We start from the raw sequence: 24,573 nt of genomic DNA, 5'->3' as shown, positions 1-24,573 counted from the left end.
CTGCAGGCGGCTTACGTCAGGATGCGTTTCACGATCCCGCCGAGCTGCAGGCCGAGGATATGGTGGGGCGACCACACAAAGCTCAGGCAGACAAAGGTCAGCAGCACCACAGGGTTGACCGGCCGGACCATCCTGATGCGCCCCTGCAGTGCCAGCGCAAAGATCACCACCGTGAAGAGGGTGATGTAGATGCAGAGCCAGCGCCCCCAGTCGTGAGCCACAAAGAACAGCGGCAGCACCGGCAGCAGGCAGGCCGCCAGCACGCCATAAAGCAGCCGCGCCCGGTCATGCAGCGACACCAGATAGACCAGCGGCGCCACCACCAGCGTGGCCGCAACGGCAAAACTCAGCGCGGCACCGGGGGCGGTCAGGCGCCGGATCAGTTCGGAACGCGCATGGGCGCTGTCATAGGTCAGCCAGCGGATGGAACCGCTGCAGATGTTACTGCCCAGACCCCGCTCCAGCAGCGGATCGCAGACCGCCGCCCGGTCGCTGATCTGCGCCTGGCTCATCGCATAGAGGAGGGCCGCCGCGGTGAGAGCGAAGAACACCGCCGCCGCCGCCCAGAGCACCCGCGAGCGTAGATCGGGGCGCAGGGTGATCACGAAAAGGGCGGCCAGAACCGGGGCCATAAAGGTGTTTACCTCATGCCCGATGCAGGCAATGGCAAAGAGCAGCAGGGAAAATGCCACCACCAGCCCCCGAAACGCCTTTGGCAACAGCGGGATCAGCAGCAGCACGCAGATGCTGGCCAGCCCGATCATTTCCTTGCGCAGGCTACCCGTCGGGCTGGAGGCCCAGAACACGATAAAGAACCCCGGGGAGGTCAGCAGCAGCGCATAGGCCGGGATGCGCAGCCGCCAGAAGGCCAGCAGCACCGGCAGTGTCATGACAATCATCAGGCTCAGCTGCAGGATCACTGTCACCGTGAGCGGGCCCAGCCCCGTCCAGTCCCCGATGTGGATGATCACGGAGCCCAGGGGCCCGCGCCGAACCGGCCCGTTGATCGAATTGATCAGCCAGTCGCCCTGAATGAACGGGTGCCCGCCGGCCAGATAGGCATTGTAGTGATACCAGAAGCCCATGAGCAGGCTGAGGGCGGCAATGGCAAAGGCCAGCAGCCAGATATATCTTTCCAACCGGCTCTCCCGGGGAAGGGCCATGCTGTCGCTCATATCTTCATGCCTTTGAAGATCCGTTCCGGAATATTGCAGATGATCGTCATGATCCCCCACCAGATCCTGCGCACATAGATGATGTTGCGGCCCTTGCGCAGGGCGGCCTCAATGGCATCCGCGACTTCCTCCGGTTCGGCGGTCAGCTTTTCGGGCAGCTCCAAGTCTTCGGTCATGCGGGTGGCGACAAAGCCCGGCAGCACGGTCAGCACATGTACGCCTTCCCCCGCCAGACGGTTGCGCAGGCCTGACAGATAGGCGGTGAACCCGGCCTTGGCCGAGCCGTAGATATAGTTTGTCGCACGCCCGCGCAGCCCGGCGACCGAACTGATCCCCACCAAGGCACCCGATCCGCGGGCGGCAAAGCGATTGGCCAGATGGCCAAAGATGCTGGCCGGGCCTTCGTAGTTGGAGCGCATGACGCGCACGGCCCGTTCCATATCCGCCTCGTTTTCCGACTGCTCGCCCATCAGCCCCACGGCGCAGACGGCAATGCGCGGCAGTTCCGGCAGCGCGTCGATGAAGCCCGCGTGGCTTTCCAGCGCCAGCGCGTCAAACGCATGGGTCGTGACCTCGACGTTATGGCGCAGGGCCATATCGGTTCTGGTGGCCTCCAACCCTGCGGCATCGCGCGCGGCCAACTGGACCGGATGGCCCAGACCGGCAAAGCGATGCGCCACGGCAAGGCCAATGTCGGAGGTGGCCCCGAGGATCAGAACAGCGCCTTTGCTCATAGGGATAGCCTTTCAGATTGTTTGGAGTGAAACCGCGCCGGCAGCCCGCCTGCGGCGCGCATCGCTTCGAAATCGGAAACCCGGGTGTCGGAGCTGCGCAGGGTCTGCGCACTCATGCGGCTGTCCTTGGCGAGATAAAACCGCCCCTGATGCGCCAGCGTGATCGCATCAAGCCGCTCCATCAGCTGCAGCGTGGTGCGGTTGACCGGGAAATCCAGCGCCAGCGTATAGCCCGCCATCGGGAAGGAAAACCGGCTCTCCTGCGCCCCGAACCGTTTCAGCACCGCCAGAAAGGACCCGGCGCCTGCGGCAGATGTCGCCTCCAGCAGCGCCTTGAGACCGTCCGCGGATGTCTCCAGCGGCAGCGCGCATTGAAACTGCATGAAGCCGCGGCGGCCATAGATCCGGTTCCAGCCCAGGATCGCATCGAGCGGATAGAAATAACTGTCCCAATCCACCAGCGTGGTGCCCGCCTTGCGCGTGCCGTTCCAGTAATAGAGCCTGTTGAAGGCCCGCACGGTGAAGCGGTTGAGCGCGAGGCCCGGTGCGTCAAAGGGGATGGTGCGTTTGGATTTTACAGGCACCTCGAAGGGGCGTTTCTTGCGGCTCTTTTTCAGATCATCGCCCGCCGCATGTTCGCCCAGCATCAAGAGCGAGCGGCCCAGCTGATCGCCCTTGCTCAGACAGTCAATCCAGGCCACGGAATAGGTCGCCTCATCTGCGGCCTCAAAAGCCTCGATCGCCGCCTCGAGATTGGGCAGCGCTCGGGTGGTCTGGCGGATCCAGGCGCTTTCCACCGGGCGCAGCCGGATCGCCGCGCGCAGGATCACACCCGTCAGCCCCATGCCGCCGAGGGTCCATTCAAAAAGCTCTTTGTTGCGGCGCGGGGAGCAGCGTTTGACCATGCCGTCCGGGCCCATCAGCTCGATCCAGTCGACAAAGCTGCCGAAACTGCCGTCCTTGTGGTGGTTCTTGCCGTGCACATCCGCCGCAATCATGCCCCCCAGGGTCACGAATTTGGTGCCCGGCGTGACGGGGGGAAACCAGCCGCGCGCCAGAAAGGCGGTGATGACATCGCCCAGCAGCACACCCGCCTCGGCCACCAGCACGCCTGTTGCGTCATCGAACGAGATCATATGGCTGAAGTGGCGCATCTGCACCGTGCGCCCCTGGGCCACAGCACTATCGCCATAGGCGCGTCCGTTGCCGCGGGCGATCACCGGCCCGTCGGCCAATGCTGCCTGCAGGGCCTCCGGCGTGCGCGGCCTGCAAAGTGCCGTGGTATGCACAGGGTAGCGCCCCCAGCCCGACAGTTTCATGCGGCGGTCCCCAGATGCGTGTCGGTGAAGACGAAGCGGCGGTCGAGCTTGTATTTGACGATATAGCCCACCGCGAGCCCCAGCACCGCGCCGGTCTCGCGCATCAGATCCGTCTCCCAGATCAGCCAGAAGGCGGTTTCGGTGCCCCAGAAAATCGCGGTCGTGATCACGCCCATGACGGTATAGAGGGTGAATTTCTGGCCATGTGCCTTCAGCCCGGTGGAGGTGTCGGCAAAGATCCAGCGCTTGTCGAGCGCGTATTTGATCACCAGCCCCACCAGCGTTCCGGCAAAGACGGCAAGCGCAAAGCCAAGGGCGGAGGCATCCCAGGCCAGCACCACGCGCTGCACGCCAAGATTGGCAATGGTGGCGATGACCGCAAAGGCGGCATAGCGCAGAACCAGCGTTTGCAGGCTCACAGCAGGGCCCCGCCGATGGCACACCCGGCCATGACGACCACGCAGACCTGGCTGATCCGGTCCTTGGCGGCAAAGACCACCGGGTCGTCATGCATATAGCCGCGGTGGGTCAGCATCACCATCCGCGACAGCCAGTAGAGCAGGATGCAGCAGATGCCGCTGAGGGCAATCGGGCTGGAATAGAGCTGCATCACGTCCGGCGACTGCACGTAAAGCGCCATCACCAGCACCGAGACATAGCCCGAGGCGATGCCCATCATCGACACCATTGGCAGATCATCGACATGATACCCGCGCCCCGAGGCGCTCAGCTTGCCGCTGGCGGCACTGTCTACCAGTTCCGCCTGCCGCTTGACCGTGGCCAGTGAGAAGAAAAAGAAGATCGAAAAGGCCAGGAGCCACATCGAGAGCTGAATACCGGTAGCGGCCCCACCGGCGATGATGCGCAGGGTATAAAGCCCTGCCAGCGTGCAGATGTCGATGATCACCCGGCGCTTGAGCGTCAGCGAATAGGCGGTGGTGGTGATGTAATAGACCACCATGATCCCCAGGAACGTGGGGGTGAGAAAGAGCGACAGCACCGCGCCCAGCGTAATCAGCGCGGCGAACATCAGCCCGCCATGGGCAATCGGGATGGTCCCGGCGGCAAAGGGGCGCAGGCATTTGCGCGGATGCGCCCGGTCGGCCTTGAGATCGAGCAGGTCGTTCAGCACATAGACGCTGGAGGCCACAACAGAGAAGATGATGAAGGCCAGGATGCTTTGTAAAAAGGTTATCGCGCCCAGTTGATGGCCCGCCAGCATCGGCAGAAACACCAGCACGTTCTTGAGCCATTGATGCGGGCGCAGGGCCTTGATGTAGGGTTTGGCCGAGGCGGTGACCGTGCTGAGATGCTCCACCTCGCCGTCCATCGCATCGACCTGTTTTTGCAAAGCGGGTGGCGCATTGACGGTGATCGCCCGCGCGGCCCCTTTCCAGACCGGCAGATCGGCATCCGTGTCGCCCATATAGGCATAACCGCGCGGCCCGAAGGTCTCGGTGAGGAAGGCGGCCTTGTTTGGCCCTTTGAGATTATGCGCCGCATCCGAGCCATGCACCGCGTCGAAAATATCCAGATGCGCCGCGATACGGTCGGCCAGATCCTGATTGCTGGCGGTGACCAGCGCGGCCTTGCCCCCCTTGTCGCGCCAGGCGCGGACATAGTCGATGACGCCTGTGTCATAGGGCAGGGTGGTCACATCGATATCGGCGGCCTCGGCCAGATGGCTTTTCAGCGCCGCGCGCCCCTCAGAGAGGTTTTGGGCGGCAGCAAAGGGCGTGCGCCAGTCGCGGCTGAACGCAGACCAGAAGCTTTCATGCAGCATATCAGAGCGCAGCAATGTGCCATCCAGATCGACCGCAAGCATCGGGTGATGTTCCACTGTGTCCTGTAACATGACCTTCAACATTCAAATAACGCCGCACTACGCAGCGGCAGGGGGGAGATACAACGCTTTACCGGGTCTTTCAAAATTATTGTGGCAGTCGCGTGACGATCCGCCGATCGTCGGCGGGATTTGCTGCTTCACGCAGCGGTTGGGCGTAAAAGCACTTGTCCTGAGACGTAACAGAAGAAATCACCGCTCACGGTGACGATGCGGAAAATCAGGACAGACAGCAGCAGGGTGCTGTCCGGCGCCACCCCTTCCAGCAGCAACAGGATCGTCGCCTCGCGCGTGCCGATGCCGCCGGGTGAGCCCGGGGTGAGATAGCCCACCAGCCAGGCGATGATGGTGGCGGGGATCACCGCAAAGGAGGGGTTGGGGATCATGAAATAGAGGATTGCCCAGAGATTGAGCCCGAGAATACCCATGAAGAGGCAGGCAATCAGCACCACCAGGCAGAGCCTGCGCCCGTGGGAGATCCAGGGCAGGTGCGCGGGGATCACGAAAGCGGCAAGACCCGCCAGAACGCCCGCGCCCAGCACGAAGGGGGCGGCAAAATTGGCCAGCGGCGCAAACCAGATCGCCGGATCCAGCGGCATCAGGGTGACAAAGAGCGAGGCGGTCAGCACGGCGGCCAGCGGCATGGACAAGAGCTCCATCAGCGTGGCCAGCCCCAGCGCCTTATCGCTCAGCCCCTTGCCGCGCAGCACCAGGTAGCGCCCGATCAGATGGGCGACATTGCCAGGAATGTATTTGGCGATCTGCGTGCTGGTGTAGGAAAAGAGCCCCAGCCGCACCGGCATGCTCCCACCGCTGAGCTTGTCGAGGATGATCTGCCAATTGCCCGCCAGCATATAGAGCGAGGCGCCATAGAGCATCGACTGCACCAGGGTCCGCGTCAGATCGAGCGCGGTGGGCTGCCACTGGCTCAGCGCGGGCCATTGCCGGTGGACCTCCCAGGCGATGAAGGCCAGGGCGGCCAGCGTCAGCGCCCGCCCGATCCATTTCACAACCCCGCTGCTGCGGGATTTTGCCGTCTCTGAGGTTTGCATCAGCGGCATCCCCACGAGGATGCCCAGGTGCCGGTCACAGCGCACATATCGTAGCAAGCCGCTCTGAAGGCAGGCCCTTCTCGGCAACGCGCTCGGCGCATTCCTCATAGGTCCAGACCTGCCCGAAGGTCCGCTGATACCCGTTATTATAGGTGCGCGCGGAAATTAGGCTTATGTAGAGCCCAAAGACCAATGCGGCGCATCCGAGCAGGAAAAACTTTCTGGGGGTGCTCTTGTCCATCAGGCTGCGACAGGCCGCCGGCAGCGAAAAGATCGCCAGCGCCATCAGAAAGGGCCACATGTCAAAGGAATATCGCAGGCTGATCGTGCCGTAGCTAAGCGTCACCACCGCCGGGACGGCTGTGGTCCCCAGGAGCGCCACGCCCCCCGGTGTGAAAATGCCTGTGCGCCTGAAACCCAAGAGCACCAGCGCAAACCAGCCAGTCCAGAGGTAGAAGGCGCCTGCTGTCGGCATATAAATCCGGATGAAGCCGAGCATGGGTGTGGTGACCTTGCGGTAGGCAATCAGGGCCTTGCGGTAGGGGGCCTTGCTTTTCAGCACCCGCCGTGGCGGGGCAAAGGTATACATAGCCAGATTGGGCAGGATGCGTTTGGCATTGAACCGCCCGTGTTCGATGAAGGCGCTGGCCCGCGGGCTGTCACGCTCCTCAAAGCCCCAGAAAACCGGGCCATATTGCACCCCGGTGTCCTCATAGGTGCCATGCACCTTACCGGCGCTGCCGAACTTGACACTGTTGAGCACCATGAAACCGGCCAGCGAGCCGACCATGATGGTGCCGGACACCGCGATGGGGATCAGCATCTTCATCCGGTCCCGCCCGATAAGCGCCACAAGGCAGAGAAATCCCGTCCCCAGCAGTAAGCCCAGAGCGAGGTTGGGCCGTGCATGTACGGTCATCGCCGCACAGATCCCCATCGGAATCAGGATTTTGGACAGCGGGGCATCGAAGAAGTGATAGCGCACCATGCAAAAGACGCAGATCGCCGCCATCGCATAGCTCAGCGCGATGGGCTCGTGATAGAAGGGGACCGCCACCACCATCAGCAGCGTGGGCGCGGTGACCCAGACCATGAATGAGAGCACCCCGAACCAGACCATCCGATTGAACGATTCCTCGGGCCAGTAGCGGGCCGCGACCTGATGAAAGGACAGATGATAGAAGACCGCGCCCAGCGTGCACCAGAACCAGATCGACGCCCCCGAGATCGCCGGGTTGTTGAGATCCATGAAAGGCGCCACGATCAGCCGGGTCAGGATCGGGGCGATCCCGTGATAGGAAACCGCCGTGCCATCCGGCGCATAATGGCCTTCGTAGCCGATGATCCGTACCGGCATCTCCAACGTGCCGTTGAGTATTCCGATCGCCTGGTAATTATAGATGTCCATGCCCCAATAGGGCGTGTCTTTCCACGGCATCATGATGTCGAGCGCGAGGAGCAGATAGACGAGGGTGCTCACAACGGCGATCATCACAGCCACCAGGGTTGTCGGGGACACCCTTTCGGAGGGCAGTATATTACTTTCTTCCAGCACTGGCGGTCTTCTTCTGCGGCGCTTCAACGAAGGGGGGTTCTGCGGCGTCTGACAGCGCCATCTGCTGATCGATCTCCAGATGGCGGACCCGGCGCAGCGTGGCCTCGATGAGGCGCCGGTTGGTGGCGATGGTATCGCTGAGCAGGGCCAGCACCAGCGTCAGATACCCCGCCAGCAGGAACATGCTGCCGAGGATCAACGACTGAATGTTGCCGCCGCCTTCGCCGATGAAATAGAAATACAGGAACCGGATGATCGGCACGATCCCGATCACGATCATGACCGCCCCCAGGGTGGAGAACGCATTGAGCGAGCGGTACATCACATAGCTGCGCAGAATCGTCAGCGCCTGCTTCTTGATGAAGGAGGACATGGAGCTGAAGAGCCGCGACGGCCGGGTCTTGCTGTTGGTGCCCACCGGCACCGAAACGATAGTCAGACCCATCTGGCCCGCGTGGATCAGCGTTTCCGTGGTGTAGCTGAAGGTGGTCATCACATTGATCGAAAACGCCGCCTCGCGGGAATAGGCCCGAAACCCCGAGACCGCATCGGTGACCTCGATGCCCGCCATGCGCTGCACCACCGAGCTGCCCACCGCCTGCAGGCGCCGCTTGAGCGCGGAGAATTCCATGTTGCTGGCGGTATCGCGGTCGCCCAGCACGATATCGGCGCGGTCCTCCACGATCGGCTTCACCAGATCGGGGATAGAATTGCCGTCATACTGGTTGTCGCCATCGGTGTTGACGATGATATCGGCGCCCCGCAGCAGCGCATGTTCGATGCCCTTTTGGAAACTGCGCGCCAATCCCTTGTTGGTCTTGTTGCGCACAATATAGGTGACCCCAAGTTCTTGCGCGACAGCGACCGTATGATCGGTCGACCCATCGTCGATGATCTGGGTTTCGATGATATCGATGCCGGGGATTGTGGTGGGCAGGTCCCGCAGGACCGCAGGCAGGGTTTCTTCCTCATTGAGGCAGGGGATTTGGATAATAAGCTTCATTTGACCAACTTGCGACTATCGTTATGCGTTACAACATTAATACCCGGGAACGCACGGCTTTATGACGCTGCAGCGCAGAGATGCACATTTTTTACCCCTGAATGGACAATGTCACCGCCCGGTTTCCCCCTATACCATCAGGGTTTTTCCCACCAGCATGCAATCTGTTTGCAGTTGCAGCACGATTTCAGGCGTCTTTTTGCTGTGATATTTTCGCATCAATTCCCTGCGCCCGATCCGGCCCGCATGCAGAGGCGGGGCAGGATCATGCTTTTGGCGCGTCAGACCTTATTGTCGCCTGCATGTCGTCGGAGTATGTGCATGAGGAGTGCAAGCCACAGATCCAAGGTGCAGGGAGACGCGTGTGATACATCCGGTTATTCTTTGTGGGGGCTCCGGAACACGTCTGTGGCCCTCCTCGCGCAAAGCCTTTCCCAAGCAGTTCAGCAACCTGATCGGCGAAGACACGCTGTTTCAGACCACCTGCAAACGCCTGAGCGGGCCCGATTTTGCCGCACCCCTGATCATGACCAACGCCGATTTCCGGTTCATCGCGATGGAGCAATGCGCCGACATTGGCCTGACAGACGCCCGCGTGGTGATCGAGCCCGCCCTGCGCAATACCGCGCCCGCCATCCTCTGTGCCGCGCTGCTGCTGGAGACGGAACCCGAAGCGATGATGCTGGTCGCCCCCTCCGATCACATCATGAGCGGGATCGACGCCTTCCATGCGGCCATTCAGGCGGGGGCAAAAGCCGCCGCTGAGGGCCATCTGGTGACCTTCGGCATCACGCCCGACCGGCCGGAAACAGCCTATGGCTACCTTGAACTGGCGGAGACAGCCGCAGGCGACACGCCGGTCAAGCTCGCCAGTTTCACCGAGAAACCCGATGCAGAGACGGCACAGGCCTTCATGGCCAGCGGGCGGCACCTGTGGAATGCGGGGCTTTTCCTGTGGCGCGTGCGCGATATCATCGCCGCTTTTGAGGCCCATGCGCCGGATATGATCGCGCCCTGCCGCGCGGCCATCGAGACCGGGGCGGAGGATCTGGGCTTCATGCGGCTGGGAGAAGAGGCCTTTGCCGCGGTGCGCGCCGACTCCATCGATTACGCGGTGATGGAGCAGGCCGAAAACGTCATGGCCGTGCCCCTGAGCAGCGGCTGGTCCGATCTGGGCAGCTGGGATGCGCTCTGGGCCGCTTCGGATCCTGATGACGCCGGGCTGGTGCAACAGGGGCCGACCACAGCGCTGGAGTGCGAAAACACCTTTTTGCGCTCGGAGGATGACAATCTGCATCTGGTGGGCGTGGGGCTGAAGAACATCGTCGCCGTGGCCATGCGCGATGCGGTGCTGGTGGCCGATATGAACGCCTCGCAGCAGGTCAAAAACGCGGTCACTCTGCTGAAAAAGGCGCAGGTCGAACAGGCCACCGATTATCCACGCTTCTACCGGCCCTGGGGCTGGTACGAGACGCTTTGCCTCGGGTCCCGCTTTCAGGTCAAACGCATCATGGTCAAACCGGGCGGCGTGCTGTCCCTGCAAAGCCACGTGCACCGGTCCGAGCACTGGATCGTGGTCGCGGGCACCGCCAAGGTCACCGTGGGGGAAAGCGAACAGCTGCTGACCGAAAACCAATCCGTCTATATCCCGCTGGGCGCCGTGCACCGCATGGCCAACCCCGGGCAGGTGCCAATGTATCTGATCGAAGTGCAGACCGGCGCCTATCTGGGGGAGGACGACATCGTGCGCTACGAGGATATTTATGACCGCAGCTGATCTGGACAGTTTTCCAATCAGCCCCACATCCCCGACATATCGTGCCCAGGAAGATCACACGTCCAGAAGGACCAGCAGAATCTATGTTCAAAAACCCCGAGAAACTGATCTTCGCCTTCTCATGTGTGGTCCTGCTGGTCGGGGCCGCCTTCATCTTCGGGGCTTATTCAGGGCAACGGGAAAACGCCGCCTTCCTTGCGCTGCGCGATCTGAGGAACACGGCCGATACGCTGCTGACCGAACGCGGTGACGACCCGGTTCATTTCCTGCAGCCCGCCCGGCATCAGGGCAGCGGGGTCATCACGAATACCCGACCGGACGACGGCATGCTGATCTTTGTGTCGGGCTTTTTCGACGGCGGCAATGAGATGCGTCTGATGCAGCGGGACGGCACGGTTGTGGCCAGATGGCCGGTGCGGTTTTCAGAGCATTTCCCCGACCCGTCGTTTCTGCCGCAGCCACCGCAAAGCGACTGGAATGTCGACCTCCATGGCGCGCTCGTCAATCCGGATGGGTCGGTCGTGTTCAACTATGAATACAGCGGCAGCGTGAAGCTGTCGCCCTGCGGCGATGTGCTCTGGACCCTTGATCACCCGACGCATCATTCGGTGGAAACCGCCGAAAGCGGCGGATATTGGATCCCGGGCCGGAGCTTTCTGCGGCCAAAGGCGCGCGACACGCTGTTTCCGCATCTCATGCGCATGCGCGGCAGGGGAATGGTCGAAGATGATCTGATTCTGAAAGTCTCCGAAGACGGCGAAATTCTGCTGGAGAAATCCGTCAGCGCGCTGCTGTTCGAAAACGGGCTTGAACCTCTCATGACGGCGACGGGCGAATCCATCATGAGCAACAAGACCTGGGACCGCGAACTTGTTCATCTCAACAAGATCGGGGAACTACCGGGCAACATCGCCGATGCCTTTGTCGGTTTCGATGCGGGGGACCTGGTTCTGTCGCTGCGGAAATACAATCTCGTCCTGATGGTCGACCCCAATTCCTGGCGCGTAAAATGGCACCAGACCGGCCCCTGGCGCCGGCAGCATGACCCTGAGTTCAATGCCGACGGCACGCTGACCGTGTTCAACAACAACACCTACCGCACCAGCACGCTTGGCGGCAGCAGCGACAAGGTCGACCCCAAAGCACCGCTGGTCAGCAATATTATCAAAACCGATCCCGCGGCAGGTACCAATATCGTTGTCTACGGCGCGCGCGCGGGCGAGACCTTCGGGACCGTGGTGCGCGGCAAACACGAGATCACCCCCGAAGGCGGCTATCTGGTGACCGAATTCGAGGCCGGGCGTATCTTTGAAACCAACGCGGCGGGGAAGATCACCTGGGAATACCTCAACCGCTATGATGCGGACCGGGTGGCGGAGGTGACCGAAGCCCGGATGTATCCGCGCACATATTTTACACGCGCGGAATGGTCCTGCCCGTAAGCGGCAGCGCTGTCAGTCGGATGCGAGCTGATAATCCGACCGCCCGATCGAGGTATAGGCGGTAAACCCCGCGGCCTTGGCATCGTCGGGGGAATAGATATTGCGCAGATCGGCCATCACCGGCGTGGTCATATCTTCTGCGATCCGCGCCAGATCGAGCGCGCGGAACTCGTTCCATTCGGTCAGCAGCACCACCGCATCCGCATCCTTGGTCGCCTCATAGACATCTTCTGTCCAGACAACCCCCGGCAACAGCGCTTCGCCCTCGCGGAACCCCTGCGGGTCCACCACCCGCACCTTGGCCCCATTGCCCACAAGTGTGGGCACGATGGTCAGCGATGGCGCGTCGCGCATGTCGTCGGTGTTGGGCTTGAAGGTCACCCCCAGCACCGCCACGGTCTTGCCGTTGACCGAGCCGCCGCAGAGGTCGAAAACCTTCTCTACCATGCGGCGTTTGACCTCTTCGTTGACCTTGATCACCGTCTCGGTCAGTTGCATCGGCACCGCGTAATCCTGTCCGATCCGGGCCAGGGCGGAGGTGTCTTTGGGAAAACAGCTGCCGCCATAGCCAGGGCCTGCGTGCAGGAATTTATTGCCGATGCGCCCATCCATGCCCATGCCTTTGGAGACCATCTTCACATCCGCGCCGGTCCGCTCGCACAGGCTTGCGATCTCGTTGATGAAGGTGATCTTGGTCGCCAGAAACGCATTGGCGGCGTATTTGATCATCTCGGCACTTTCCAGATCGGTGGTCATGATCGGAAAATCGCGCAGGTAAAGCGGCCGGTAGATCGCCTGCATGACCTCTGCCGCACGTTCGCTCTCGACCCCCACCACAATCCGGTCCGGGCGCATGAAATCGTCGATCGCCGCCCCTTCGCGCAGGAATTCGGGGTTCGAGGCCACGTCGAAATCGGCCTGTGGATTGGCCGCGGCAATGGTCTCGGCCACTTTGCGGTTAGTGCCCACAGGCACGGTGGATTTCGTCACCACCACCGCATAGCCGGTGAGCGCCTGGGCAATCTCCGTGGCCGCCGCCATCACGTAAGTGAGGTCCGCATGGCCGTCGCCGCGCCGCGTCGGCGTGCCCACCGCGATGAACACCGCATCCGCACCATCCACTGCAACCGACAGATCGCCGGAGAAGGACAGACGCCCCGCGGCCACATTCTTGGCCATCAGATCGTCGAGCCCGGGCTCGTAGATCGGCACTTCGCCCGCATTCAGCTTGGCCAGCTTGGCAGGATCCTTGTCCACGCAGACAACTTCATGTCCGAAATCAGAGAAACAAACCCCTGACACAAGGCCCACATATCCGGTGCCAATCATCGCAATCTTCATTTACTCGTCTCCTGCAGCACAGATCCGTTTGCGTGATGCGGCAAGTGTCTGGACCTGTCAACACCGGCAGCTTGTCCCAAGGGTACTTTTGCCGGGTTTGTGGGTGACAGCCGCCGGACTGCTTGATAATTGGACCCTGGCCGCAGTTGTGTAAGGGTGCCGGGTTTGCAGATCGAGAAGACAAAGTTGAGCGGTGTTTTTATCCTGACGCCCAAACGGTTCGGCGATGCGCGCGGTTTTTTCAGCGAAAGCTGGAGCAAGCGCCAAATGGCCGAACAGGGCCTCGACATCGACTGGGTGCAGGACAACCACTCCCTGTCGATGCAGGCGGGCACCGTGCGCGGGTTGCATTTTCAATCGCCACCCCATGCGCAGGCCAAGCTGGTGCGCTGCGGGCGCGGTGCTTTCATTGACGTGGTGGTCGATATCCGGCGCGGCTCTCCCACTTACGGGCAATGGGTGGGCGAAGAGCTGAGCTTTGAAAACGGCAAGCAACTGCTGGTGCCCACCGGGTTCCTGCACGGGTTCGCAACCCGGGTGCCCGAGACCGAAATCATCTACAAATGCTCCGATTACTATGCGCCCGACTGTGACGGGGCCGTGCGATTTGATTGCCCGCAGATCGGCATCGACTGGGGTTTGGGCGATTTAGAGCCTGTTTTGTCGCAAAAAGACGCCGCCGCCCCGGGATTGGCGGATTTCGACACCCCCTTTGTCTATGAAGGATAGCCCTATGAAACTGCTTGTGACCGGAGGGGCGGGCTTCATCGGGTCTGCCGTGGTGCGTCAGGCCATCGCGCGCGGGTATGAGGTCATCAATCTCGATGCGCTGACCTATGCCGCCTGTCTGGAAAATGTGGCTTCTGTCGCGGACAACCCGGCCTACGCCTTTGAGCAGGCCGATATCCGCGACCGTGCTGCCCTGGACCGGATTTTCAGTGTCCATAAACCCGATGCGGTGATGCATCTGGCCGCGGAATCCCATGTGGACCGGTCCATCGACGGGCCGGGCGATTTCATCGAGACCAATATCACCGGCACCTATCAGCTGCTGGAAGCGGCGCGCAGTTTCTGGACCGCGCAGAGCAAGCCGGAAGGGTTCCGCTTCCATCACATCTCCACCGATGAAGTGTTTGGGTCCCTGGGTGAGACGGGGCAGTTCACCGAAACCACGCCTTACGATCCGCGCTCGCCCTATTCCGCCTCCAAGGCAGCCTCTGACCATCTGGTGCGCGCCTGGGCCGAGACCTACGGGTTGCCGGTGGTGATGACCAATTGCTCCAACAACTACGGGCCCTACCACTTCCCTGAAAAGCTGATCCCTGTGGTGATCCTGAACGCGCTGGCGGGCAAAGACATCCCCGTCTACGGCGCGGGCGAGAACGTGCGCGACTGGCTTTATGTCGAAGATCACGCCGATGCGCTGCTGACCGTGCTGGAGAAGGGCGCTCTGGGACGCAGCTATAATATCGGCGGTGAGAATGAGGCGAAAAACATCGATATTGTGCGGATGATCTGCCGCATTCTCGAAGAGAAACGCCCCAAAAACAGTCTCTATGAAGACCAGATCCGTTTTGTGACCGACCGTCCGGGCCACGATCTGCGCTATGCGATCGATCCCACCCGGATTGCTACGGAGCTGGGCTGGCGGCCTTCCGTGACCCTCGAAGAGGGACTGGAGAAAACCGTGCAATGGTATCTCGACAATGAGGACTGGTGGCGCGCCTTGCAGACCCGCGCAGGTGTTGGCGACCGATTGGGTGTGAAAGCATGAAGGTGCTCGTCTTTGGCAAGACCGGGCAGGTGGCCACGGAACTGGCGCGCTTTGACGGGGTCACTTGTCTGGGCCGTGATCAGGCGGATCTGACCGATCCCGGGACTTGCGAAGCGATCATTGCCGAAACCGACGCAGATGCGGTGATCAACGCCGCCGCCTACACCGCCGTCGACAAGGCCGAGGACGACCGCGACACCGCGATGATCGTGAACGCCATGGCGCCCACGGCGATGGCGGCTGCCGCTGCCGCGCGCGACCTGCCGTTTGTGCAGATCTCCACCGATTACGTCTTTGAGGGCGGCGGTACGGCGCCGTGGCAGCCGGAGGATGAGACCGGTCCTCTGGGCGTTTATGGGCAAAGCAAGCTTGGCGGTGAGCGCGGCGTGACCGGGGCAGGGGGCAGGCATGCTATTTTGCGCACCTCCTGGGTGTTTTCCGCCCATGGCAACAACTTTGCCAAGACCATGCTGCGCCTCGGCGCAGAGCGTGACAGCCTGAGCATCGTGGGGGACCAGATCGGGGGACCGACGCCAGCGCGCGATATCGCCGCCGCCTGCATGACCATGACACAGGCGCTGAAAGAAGACGCGACCAAAACCGGTACCTATCATTTCAGCGGCGCACCGGACGTGAGCTGGGCCGATTTCGCACGCGAAATCTTTGCGCAAGCGGATCTCACGGTGGATGTGACCGACATCCCGACGGCGGACTACCCCACTCCGGCAACACGCCCGTTGAATTCCAGGCTCGACTGCAGCACAACGGCTGCCACCTTCGGCATCCCGCGCTCCGATTGGCGCGCCGGTCTGACCGCGGTTCTGGCGGATCTGAAAAGAGCCTAACAAGGAGATTTCCATGACATCGCGCAAAGGCATCATTCTGGCGGGCGGCTCGGGCACACGGCTCTATCCGATCACGCTGGGGGTCTCCAAACAGCTCCTGCCGATCTACGACAAGCCGATGATCTATTATCCGCTCTCGGTGCTGATGCTAGCAAATATCCGCGAGATCGCGATGATCACCACACCCGAGGATCAGGCGCAGTTCCAGCGCATGCTGGGGGATGGATCGCAATGGGGCATCACGCTCACCTATATCGTGCAGCCCTCGCCGGACGGGCTGGCACAGGCCTTCATTCTGGCCGAAGATTTCCTGAACGGTGCGCCCTCTGCTCTGGTGCTGGGCGATAATATCTTCTTTGGCCAGGGCCTGCCCGCGCTGATGGCCGCCGCCGATGCGCAACCGCAGGGGGCGACGGTCTTTGGCTATCAGGTGGCCGATCCCGAACGCTACGGCGTGGTGGATTTTGACGACAATGGCCTGGTGCGCGGCATCATCGAGAAACCAAAAGTACCGCCCTCCAACCATGCGGTGACGGGGCTCTATTTCGTTGATGGCACCGCGCCCGCCAAGGCGCGCAGCGTCAAGCCGTCGGCCCGCGGCGAGGTGGAAATCACCACCCTGCTGGAGATGTATCTGGCAGAGGAAACCCTGACCGTGCAGCGCATGGGGCGCGGCTATGCCTGGCTCGATACCGGCACACACGGCAGCCTGCTGGATGCGGGTAACTTCGTGCGCACCATCGAGAAGCGCCAGGGCCAGCAGATCGGCAGCCCCGAAGAGATCGCTTTCGAGTTGGGCTGGATCAGCCGCGAAGACCTCAAGCGTGAGGCGCAGAAATATGCCAAGAACGACTACGGTACCTATCTGAACAGTCTCTAACAGGCGCATTTGCAGCGGAGGGCAGTGCATGTCCGTGAAATTCGGCACAAGCGGGTTGCGGGGGCTGGTGACAGCCATGACCCCGGCGCTGATCACCGCCCATGTGCAGGCCTTCCTGGCCGCCTGTGACACCGGCGGCGTGCTCTGCATCGGACGCGATCTGCGGCCTTCTTCCCCCCGTATTGCGCAGAATGTGATCGAGGCCGCCCGTGCCGTGGGTGTCCGCGTGATCGACTGCGGCGCGGTGCCCACCCCCGCGCTGGCGCTGGCAGCACAGGCCGCGGGCGGCGGCGCGGTGATGGTCACGGGCAGCCATATCCCCGCCGATCGCAACGGGCTGAAGTTCTATGTCCGCTCGGGCGAGATCAGCAAGGCGGATGAGGCCGCGATCCTCGCGCATCTGGACAGGCCCGTACCGGGTGGTCCCCTCGGCCCGCTGGAACAGGATACGGCCGCCAATGATCGCTATATCACCCGTTTCACCGATGCTTTCGGGGCAGGGGCGCTCGCCGGTCAGCGCATCGGGCTTTATGCCCATAGCGCCGTGGGGCGTGACGTGCTGGCCCGCATTCTGGGCGATCTCGGCGCCGAGGTCATCGAGCTGGGCCGCTCGGAGAGCTTCATCCCCGTGGACACCGAAGCAGTGGATCCAGCCGTGCGCGACCAGATCAAGACCTGGGTGGCGGAGCACGGGTTGCACGCTCTGGTTTCCACGGATGGCGATTCAGACCGCCCGCTGCTGGCCGATGAGACCGGGCGCGTGATCCCGGGCGATATCCTGGGCCAGATCACCGCGCGAGCGCTGCAGGCAGAGGTCGTGGCCACGCCGATTTCCTCCAACAGCGGCGTGACACGGAAGGGCTTCGAGGATGTGCGACTGACGCAGATCGGCTCTCCTTATGTGATTGCGGCGATGCAGGGCGGCGGCCGGGTCGTGGGATACGAGGCCAATGGCGGTTTTCTGCTGGGGTTCGAAGCAATGGGCCCGGCGGGTGCGCTGGCGCCGCTCGTCACCCGCGACTGCACCCTGCCGCTCCTGATGGTGCTTTACGCGGGCCGGGACGGGGGCATCGCCGCCCGCGTGGCGCAAGAACCCCCCGTGGTGACCGTCGCGGACCGGTTGCAGAACGTCGAACAGGCCAAAAGCCGCGTACTCTTGGACCGGTGGCAGCAAGACCCCGCTGCGCGGGCTGCGTTTCTGGCACCCTTGAACAAGGAAGAAGAGCGCCTGGACCTGACGGACGGGCTGCGCATGATCCTGACAGACGGCGACGTGATCCACGTCCGCCCCTCGGGAAATGCCCCGGAACTCAGGCTCTATATCGAGACAAAAGACACTGAAGCGGCAGCGGCCCTACTGGCACGGGCGCTGACACACCTCAGGACTGTGCTGAACAAAAGCCATTGAGACAGACCAAAATCTCGCTATCCACTTGTTTTAGTCTCGTTAGCATTGTGCTAGAGCGCCTCTAGTTTACGGAGTTTGTATCCGCTCAAGACCCTTTTTTGACAATGAAGGTTTGATCATGTTCTCCTCTGATCGCTGCCTGTTGGAACGCACCCGCTGCACAGCAGAGAGCAATTTGCGTCGTCAATTGTTGGATTTGGTCCGCAACCATTAAACTAGTCTCAGCAATAATGGGAAATTACCTTGAACAAGAAATCCAGCAGACTGCAGGAACTGACGAGATATGTAGACCGCCATAAACAGGGGATTGAAATTGCGCCTTTCTTCAATCCTGCGGTTCCGAAATCCGATGGATATAACGTGCTTGTCCTGGACATTTCAACAACGGCAGAGCTGAGAGAGCGCGCCAAAACCTCGGATCACATTCCAAACGAACGGATCGATGAAATTGAAGATGTCGACATCGTTGGGGACGCCAGCAGTTTAGCAGATTTGCTCAAAGCTGCCCAAATCGATGACGATATCCACTACATCGTCTCGTCTCACAATTTCGAACACCTGCCAAACCCTATAAAATTTCTCCAAGGATGTGCTGATGTGCTGCCTGAGGGCGGCATTGTTTCCATGGCGATACCTGATTATCGCACTTGTTTTGATCATTTTCGCTTTCCGACCAGACTGTCTGACTGGATGCGCGCGTATCGACAGGACATCGATGCCCCAGATCCCGACACAATCTTTGATTATGTATTGAATAAATCGACCTATCAGGACTCTGAAGGACAGCATAACTCCTGCTCGCTGCAGTTGAGCGACCCTGGCCTTTTTGTTGTGGACCGGCGCATGGGCAAGGCATTTGATTTGTATTCGGAACAATTGCAGCCAGATCCTGTTTATGTAGACGTCCACTGCACCGTCTCATTCGGGGCAACTTTTGAGTTAATGGTAAGAGACTTGGCACAGCTTGGATTGCTGGACCTTGAGGTCATTGACGTCACAGAAACGCACGCACACGAGTATTTCGTACACTTGCGCAAGACCTCCACTGCGGGTGTTGCTGAAGATGAGTATTATCAGCGACGCGACGCGCTGATGAAACAAATTGATCGAGGGCTTGGCCCGCTTGCCTTTGATCAGGTTCGCTCGGGCAGAACGCCGGGCTATTTTGAACGATCAAAGGCGCGGGGGACGCTACGCCAACAAATCGGGGCTATGCTTCTTGGAGAGGACAGGCTTGCAAGGCTCCGAGAACGGAATAGACAACGCCGAACGCGACGCAGGCTGTCGCGAAATTAGAACTCGATGCCGATTTCAACTGTTGTCCTGCACAAGCACCAGCAGAAAAGCATTATCTCAATCAGACATTCAGCTGCGGGTTTTGCTTCACAGGAGGAGTTGAACCCACGTAGCAACCAACGTATGAGCACGTATGGCGCGATTTGGAGCATTTGAGGTGGCCAAACGATGAGTGACTGGAAACGAAAAAAATACCGAACATTGCGTCATTTACCGGGTAAAATTGGTCGCCGCTATACCGAAAAATATGAACTGCATGGTACGTCTTGGCGTTTCCTTGACGCCTTGGATTTTACAGCTGGCATGGTTTCAATCGACTTGGGTGCCAATATTGGTGAGTACTCCCAACTTCTGGCACGGCGCGCTCAAAAGGTATATGCGTTTGAGCCAGATCCCTGGGCATTGGAACAGCTGCGAAAGAATACAGCGCATTTGGATAACGTGGAAATTGTGGAAGCCGCGGCCGGTACGTGCGAAGGCAGCGTGAATCTATATCGCCACCCTGAATTTGCAGACGACCCGATCATGAATTCTCAGTCCAGCTCTGTAGTTTCGAACAAATATAACATCTCTCACGAGGATTCCTTCGAGGTTCCGCAAGTCGATGTTCTCAAGTTTCTTCGAGACTTGGATCAGAATATAGGTGTTCTAAAAGTTGATATTGAAGGCGCGGAAGTCGATTTGTTTGAAAAACTCTTTGACGATGCTGACCTGCTTTCGCGAATAAAATACATCTTTGCAGAAACGCATGAAACCAAGATACCAGGGCATGAACCGCGTGTGGCTGCACTGAAAGCGCGTGCAGAGAAGATCAAGAGCCCAGTCATTGATTTGACCTGGCACTAGGGCAGGGGTTCATAACCCGAACGCAACACCCGCTTTTTCAAAACCTTCGTATCCCGTTACCCGCTGAGATTTGCGGTAGCAAAACGAACCATTTCGTTTTTGCATCTGGGTCAGCAAATCTGACAGCAGATGATGATCTCTCGAACCGGCGCTGTAGGAATTTTCCCGGATGGCCATCTCGATTTTGGCGTAGAGGGATCCTGTAAAACGGTAATGTTGAAATGGCATCAAAAGGTGGGGTGTTGCGGGCACATTGGTATCATGAGAGTTGGTGAAAAATGCACCATCTGGCCAATGCGCCATAACTGGCTTTTGCATGACGTTATATGCGGGGATTTTCGTGCCAAACCGTGTCGCACGCATTCGGCGGCGCCAGTTTTTGTACTGAGGCACGGGGAAACCAAGACTCTCATACAACCGCGTCGTGCCATAAGTCTTGAACAACCGTGCGCGGGCGCCGGGATGCACGACGCTTGGGGGCTGATTTTCCTGCAGTTTTAGGTGGGGTTCCCCGTCAAAATACCAATCCGCCCCTGGATCGACTTCCTTGTCCTTCGATTGAGATGACAAAACAGAGATATTCTTAGGATACACATCCAACATGAGCCCATACGCCACGCGGGCACCGGCAGCATCCAATTTGCGACCAACATCCTGAAAAGTATAACCTTGTGGCAAGTGGATGAATTCATCCAGATCAAGTTGGACAGCCCACTTCCCCTTGGCAAACCTGTTAAACAAAGCAGTGCGCCAGACATACAAGATGCGCTGGTTTGGAATTCTCGCGACAAGATCTTCCGGCAGATCTACAGTGTCTCCGTAGGTGTATTTGCTTTCGAACAAAACCACGTCCGGCTGCGCCAGCAGATATTCCTTTGTTCCGTCATCAGAACGGTCATTCAAGATCGCAAATTGCTCAATGCCAAGCTTGCGATAGTGTTCCAAAAAACTGGGAAGAAAATACATCTCATTGCGGCCGATTGCGCAGAGGGTCAACGCTTCGGGATCGGGTTGTCGGTTTGACACCAGGTCCAGGTCATCAAGGTGTTGAAGTGGATGCATCATGTGACTACCAATGGGTCGTGATTGAGAGACTGTTCCCAAAGTGACAGGAAATACATGGTGTCCATCTTGATCGATAACAGTTCGGTCTTGTCATGCAGAGTATTGCGCCAATTGCTGGAAATTCCCAAAGCTTCACGACTTCGGTCAATGCTCTCAACGACGGAATCTGGATCCGGTCCGGTACCTAGTTTCAGGCTAAAGCCGCGCTTGGGTTCATCCAGGAGAAACCCCAAACCACGATCACGCACGATCTTGCGCAGGACATTCTTGGGGTGTGCATCAAAATCATCTGTTTCAGGATGCGACAGGCCCCATTCAATGATGCGGTGATCCAGCATCGGAGGGCGCGCCTCGACACTATACGCCATCCCTGCACGGTCAACTTTCGGCAGTACAACGTCTTGACAGAAGGTGTAGAGATCAACGCGTTGCATGCGCCTTTTCCATGGCAAACCGGGTGCATCGTATCGCCCGAGCGTTGAAGTCAGAAGATCCTCACATAAGGATTTGGACATCCCGTTCATTAATTGTGCTACATGGTCAGGACGCAGGGCCGGAAACACGCGAAAGGCGTGCAGGGACATGTCCGATAATTTCCGCGTTGCATCTCCAAGCGCAGCTTCATGAAGCGCGATCCGATTTTTGCCCTTCAGGCGTTTCAGCCAATTTTTAAAACCGCGTTGTGGTGTCAGCGTGAAATCGCTGGCTCGCGCAAATTCGTGCCAGCGATAGCCGCCAAAAACTTCGTCTCCACCGTCGCCGGATAAAACCACTTTGAGGCCAGATTGTGCGGCAAGTTCTGAAATCGCTGATTGGCTGACAACAGCATTATATGCCAGGGGCTCATCCAACGCGGCAACGGATTTTTCATAGCTGTGATCAGCTGCTGAGTTGAGCGACAGTACCTTGAAATCCAGGTTCAGCATGTCAGCGGTTCTTTGAGCGACCGGCGCTTCATCTGATGCCGCGTTGCCTGGGTAGGCGATGGTCAAGGCTGTCATATTCTTGGCCTGTTCGGAGCCAAGATTTGCAACCGAAGCCGCCACGATGCTGGAATCCATCCCACCGGAAAGGAACAGACCGACGGGTACATCTGACAAGAGATGCTCTTCGACCACGGTATCGATCAGATCGCTGAGCGGTGGCTTGCTACTTTCATAGTCGGTGTCTTCAGGTGCCGACCAATATGTGTGTTCCGCGACAGTACCATCCTGAGACCATGTCAGGGTCGTTCCGGCGTCCACTTTTTCGATGCCTTCCCAAATGGAATTGGGAGCAGGTACGTACCCAAGCATCAGGTATTGCGCCTGAGCCTCTTTATTTATTTCTGTGCCAAATCCGAGCGCGCGCAAGGCACGCAAATCGGATGCGCATGCCAACCCTCCGGGTGTGCGCGCAACATAGAGCGGCTTTATGCCCACGCGATCTCTGGCAAGAAAAGCCGTGTTGGAACGCTTATCCCAGATCAGGAACGCAAACATACCGTTCAGTTTTTCGACAACGGAGGATCCCCAGAGCTCATAGCCCTCAAGGATCAGCTCTGTATCAGATGTTGTACGGCATTTGATACCATGACCTTCCAAGGCGTCGCGGAGCGCTTTGGTGTTATAAACTTCACCGTTATACACGATGGAGCATAACCCCGAGGCAGAGGTCATCGGTTGCTGCGCCTGCGCGCTCAGATCCTGAATCGACAGGCGGCGGTGTGCCAGAAAATGGGTTTTGTCGTTGGGCGCATCAATTTCGATCAAAGAGGCGGCATCGGGACCCCGTTTCGCCATGATATCGCGCGCAACTTCGATATGATTTCGGGAAATTTTACTTCCCTTGGGAAGGCCAAGCACTGCCAGCAATCCACACATACCACACCCCTCTGATTTGTGAGGCGCACTGCCTCTTGGTTGCTATGGCCGTTGGATCGGCAATATTCAATCTCTCACGTTCTGCGAGAGCGCCTTGCAGCAATTGCATCTTGCTTGCGTTGCTGCATACGATCAAATTTTAGCCTGGCCAGCGAGTATTTTGGGTATGGGTTTTCCACGGGTAAGACTTGCATGCTGTCTGCCCGTTGCTCTGGCCAATAGACCGGCCATTCAGCAATATCGCCCAGCTTGCCGTCCATGCGAATTGCAGGGCTTCCTGTCAGGTGTTCGGCCACTTGCATCGTGAGCTGATCGCGTTTGCTGTAGTGAAGAAACAGATCGAACCAGAGTTCTGACATTTTCTCCGTTGCGCTGTCTCCGGCCTTGTAAATCAGGATCGCATTGTGCGTCAGCTTGAGATCGGTCGAGAGCTTCGCCCGCGTAAAAAGGTCATCCAGGGCTGACCACTGGTCCTCGCTCAAATGGCCCATGCGAAAACATTCATCCAGTTCGTCTCGTACCATTTCACGATCAAGGTGGCGAAACACATAGCGACCAGGCTTTGCTTTATCTCCGCCTAATTTCTGGATCAGATCTGCCGGCGCGCACTGCAAAGACGCGCGGTTGTCGACATATATCGCCCAGTCATATTCGGGCAATTCACGATGCGGTAGTATCTTTGCGCGGCGCGATTCAAACATTGGTCCGAGTGCAACTGCCGAGCGATGCCGGATTTCAACTCCGTCAGGCTGTATGTCTTTACGATCTGTGAACAGAATTCGATCGTAACCTTGGCCATTGCCCAACGACCCGACATTGTAGGGTTCTGGGTCACCGAAGAAACATGAATACACAGCGATCGAGGTTTTTTGCATTCTATTTTGCGCGTCGTCGCCCAGAGCTAAATTTCGCCCATGCCTAGCGAGTAAGCACGGTGTTGTCACTCAAATATCACTATTCTCTAGGTAATCTTTGCACGGCCCATCAGGCGCAGTGTTGCATTGCGACCGGTCCGCAGAAGTGGATACAGGGCACGGGCAATTTTTTCGTTGGAGAAGACCCAACTGATCGCGCGCCCGCCAACGGTCTCTCTGTTCGACAGAAGTGCCAGCAAATTCATACAATCTGCGCCAAAGTAGTCACGCCCGCCATAACGCGCCAGCATACCTTCGTTCAGATCTACATTCAGTGCTTTTACCTCCTGAACCAATGGATGTTCCGAACGGGCATCGATCAACTCGACCGGGCCAACAGCCTGGCGCAAATGGGTCATTGTTACGTATTGCGAACAAAACGGACAATCTCCGTCGTACACAATTTGAATACCTTGTGTCATGTCCAGTTTTACTCTTTGTT

The 24,573-nt window shown here is 59.2% G+C and carries 22 protein-coding genes; 9 read left to right on the top strand and 13 right to left on the bottom strand.

From position 1 onward, the window contains the following. Nucleotides 1–11: 11 nt before the first annotated feature. The 8 genes from Q1A20_RS22415 to Q1A20_RS22380 all read right to left on the bottom strand — a co-directional run bounded on the left by Q1A20_RS22415 (nucleotide 12) and on the right by Q1A20_RS22380 (nucleotide 8,681). Nucleotides 12–1,163 (bottom strand): hypothetical protein, encoded by a 1,152-nt coding sequence (locus Q1A20_RS22415; RefSeq protein WP_299918821.1) that lies wholly within the window; start codon nucleotides 1,161–1,163, stop codon nucleotides 12–14. 8 nt (nucleotides 1,164–1,171) lie between these two features. Beyond that, nucleotides 1,172–1,909, bottom strand: a complete 738-nt coding sequence (locus Q1A20_RS22410; protein WP_299410251.1) for an SDR family oxidoreductase — start codon at nucleotides 1,907–1,909, stop codon at nucleotides 1,172–1,174. Further along, nucleotides 1,906–3,228, bottom strand: a complete 1,323-nt coding sequence (locus Q1A20_RS22405) for an FAD-binding oxidoreductase (protein ID WP_299918818.1) — start codon at nucleotides 3,226–3,228, stop codon at nucleotides 1,906–1,908. The genes Q1A20_RS22410 and Q1A20_RS22405 overlap by 4 nt, the downstream gene beginning before the upstream one ends. After that, nucleotides 3,225–3,647: a GtrA family protein gene (locus tag Q1A20_RS22400; protein WP_298976320.1), complete on the bottom strand. Its 423-nt coding sequence runs from the start codon at nucleotides 3,645–3,647 to the stop codon at nucleotides 3,225–3,227. Before Q1A20_RS22400 ends, Q1A20_RS22405 begins: the two co-directional genes overlap by 4 nt. Beyond that, entirely contained in the window at nucleotides 3,644–5,083 is a 1,440-nt protein-coding gene (locus Q1A20_RS22395) for a UbiA family prenyltransferase (protein ID WP_299918815.1), read from the bottom strand. Before Q1A20_RS22395 ends, Q1A20_RS22400 begins: the two co-directional genes overlap by 4 nt. 128 nt (nucleotides 5,084–5,211) lie before the next feature. After that, the gene (locus Q1A20_RS22390; RefSeq protein ID WP_299506586.1) at nucleotides 5,212–6,123 is read right to left on the bottom strand and encodes a lysylphosphatidylglycerol synthase domain-containing protein; all 912 of its coding nucleotides are present in this window, start codon (nucleotides 6,121–6,123) and stop codon (nucleotides 5,212–5,214) included. A gap of 34 nt (nucleotides 6,124–6,157) precedes the next feature. Next, nucleotides 6,158–7,678 (bottom strand): hypothetical protein, encoded by a 1,521-nt coding sequence (locus Q1A20_RS22385; protein ID WP_299506588.1) that lies wholly within the window; start codon nucleotides 7,676–7,678, stop codon nucleotides 6,158–6,160. Next, nucleotides 7,662–8,681, bottom strand: a complete 1,020-nt coding sequence (locus Q1A20_RS22380) for a glycosyltransferase family 2 protein (protein WP_299410258.1) — start codon at nucleotides 8,679–8,681, stop codon at nucleotides 7,662–7,664. Before Q1A20_RS22380 ends, Q1A20_RS22385 begins: the two co-directional genes overlap by 17 nt. Before the next feature lie 364 nt (nucleotides 8,682–9,045). On the opposite strand from Q1A20_RS22380, the gene Q1A20_RS22375 reads away from it, so the two are divergent. Further along, on the top strand, nucleotides 9,046–10,458 hold the full coding sequence (locus Q1A20_RS22375; protein WP_299918810.1) for a mannose-1-phosphate guanylyltransferase/mannose-6-phosphate isomerase: 1,413 nt from the start codon (nucleotides 9,046–9,048) through the stop codon (nucleotides 10,456–10,458). An 83-nt stretch (nucleotides 10,459–10,541) separates the two neighbouring features. Next, nucleotides 10,542–11,900, top strand: coding sequence for an arylsulfotransferase family protein (locus Q1A20_RS22370; protein WP_299918809.1), 1,359 nt, complete (start codon nucleotides 10,542–10,544; stop codon nucleotides 11,898–11,900). 12 nt (nucleotides 11,901–11,912) lie between these two features. Here Q1A20_RS22370 and Q1A20_RS22365 read toward each other — a convergent pair whose 3' ends face one another. Further along, nucleotides 11,913–13,241 carry a UDP-glucose/GDP-mannose dehydrogenase family protein gene (locus tag Q1A20_RS22365; RefSeq protein WP_298976307.1) on the bottom strand — a complete coding sequence of 443 codons (1,329 nt, stop codon included), beginning with the start codon at nucleotides 13,239–13,241 and terminating at the stop codon, nucleotides 11,913–11,915. Between the two features lie 165 nt (nucleotides 13,242–13,406). On the opposite strand from Q1A20_RS22365, the gene rfbC reads away from it, so the two are divergent. The 7 genes from rfbC (at nucleotide 13,407) to Q1A20_RS22330 (ending at nucleotide 20,290) form a co-directional block, all read left to right on the top strand. After that, the gene (gene rfbC / locus Q1A20_RS22360; protein WP_299918807.1) at nucleotides 13,407–13,970 is read left to right on the top strand and encodes a dTDP-4-dehydrorhamnose 3,5-epimerase; all 564 of its coding nucleotides are present in this window, start codon (nucleotides 13,407–13,409) and stop codon (nucleotides 13,968–13,970) included. A 4-nt stretch (nucleotides 13,971–13,974) separates the two neighbouring features. Next, the gene (rfbB, locus tag Q1A20_RS22355; RefSeq protein WP_299918805.1) at nucleotides 13,975–15,015 is read left to right on the top strand and encodes a dTDP-glucose 4,6-dehydratase; all 1,041 of its coding nucleotides are present in this window, start codon (nucleotides 13,975–13,977) and stop codon (nucleotides 15,013–15,015) included. Continuing rightward, nucleotides 15,012–15,860 (top strand): dTDP-4-dehydrorhamnose reductase, encoded by an 849-nt coding sequence (rfbD, locus tag Q1A20_RS22350; protein WP_299918803.1) that lies wholly within the window; start codon nucleotides 15,012–15,014, stop codon nucleotides 15,858–15,860. The genes rfbB and rfbD overlap by 4 nt, the downstream gene beginning before the upstream one ends. A 13-nt stretch (nucleotides 15,861–15,873) precedes the next feature. Further along, complete coding sequence (gene rfbA, locus Q1A20_RS22345) at nucleotides 15,874–16,740, top strand: glucose-1-phosphate thymidylyltransferase RfbA (RefSeq protein ID WP_299918801.1); 867 nt, start codon at nucleotides 15,874–15,876, stop codon at nucleotides 16,738–16,740. Nucleotides 16,741–16,768: 28 nt separating this feature from the next. Then, nucleotides 16,769–18,148: a phosphomannomutase gene (locus Q1A20_RS22340; RefSeq protein ID WP_299410268.1), complete on the top strand. Its 1,380-nt coding sequence runs from the start codon at nucleotides 16,769–16,771 to the stop codon at nucleotides 18,146–18,148. Between the two features lie 243 nt (nucleotides 18,149–18,391). Further along, nucleotides 18,392–19,444 (top strand): adenine phosphoribosyltransferase, encoded by a 1,053-nt coding sequence (locus Q1A20_RS22335; protein ID WP_299410270.1) that lies wholly within the window; start codon nucleotides 18,392–18,394, stop codon nucleotides 19,442–19,444. 168 nt (nucleotides 19,445–19,612) lie between these two features. Beyond that, complete coding sequence (locus Q1A20_RS22330; protein ID WP_298976298.1) at nucleotides 19,613–20,290, top strand: FkbM family methyltransferase; 678 nt, start codon at nucleotides 19,613–19,615, stop codon at nucleotides 20,288–20,290. Between the two features lie 9 nt (nucleotides 20,291–20,299). On the opposite strand, the gene Q1A20_RS22325 is transcribed toward Q1A20_RS22330, so the two are convergent. The 4 genes from Q1A20_RS22325 to Q1A20_RS22310 form a co-directional block, all read right to left on the bottom strand. Continuing rightward, nucleotides 20,300–21,355 carry a glycosyltransferase family 2 protein gene (locus tag Q1A20_RS22325; RefSeq protein WP_299410272.1) on the bottom strand — a complete coding sequence of 352 codons (1,056 nt, stop codon included), beginning with the start codon at nucleotides 21,353–21,355 and terminating at the stop codon, nucleotides 20,300–20,302. After that, the gene (gene asnB, locus Q1A20_RS22320) at nucleotides 21,352–23,217 is read right to left on the bottom strand and encodes an asparagine synthase (glutamine-hydrolyzing) (RefSeq protein ID WP_299410273.1); all 1,866 of its coding nucleotides are present in this window, start codon (nucleotides 23,215–23,217) and stop codon (nucleotides 21,352–21,354) included. Before asnB ends, Q1A20_RS22325 begins: the two co-directional genes overlap by 4 nt. A gap of 74 nt (nucleotides 23,218–23,291) precedes the next feature. Beyond that, nucleotides 23,292–24,092: a hypothetical protein gene (locus Q1A20_RS22315; RefSeq protein WP_299918798.1), complete on the bottom strand. Its 801-nt coding sequence runs from the start codon at nucleotides 24,090–24,092 to the stop codon at nucleotides 23,292–23,294. An 86-nt stretch (nucleotides 24,093–24,178) separates the two neighbouring features. Next, complete coding sequence (locus Q1A20_RS22310; RefSeq protein ID WP_298976293.1) at nucleotides 24,179–24,553, bottom strand: DCC1-like thiol-disulfide oxidoreductase family protein; 375 nt, start codon at nucleotides 24,551–24,553, stop codon at nucleotides 24,179–24,181. Nucleotides 24,554–24,573: the final 20 nt, after the last annotated feature.

Origin of the sequence: uncultured Roseobacter sp. (genome assembly GCF_947501835.1) — a bacterium.
Taxonomy (GTDB): Bacteria; Pseudomonadota; Alphaproteobacteria; order Rhodobacterales; family Rhodobacteraceae; genus Roseobacter.
Note: the sequence above shows the minus strand (reverse complement) of the source record. Positions and strands in the feature narration are given on the sequence as shown.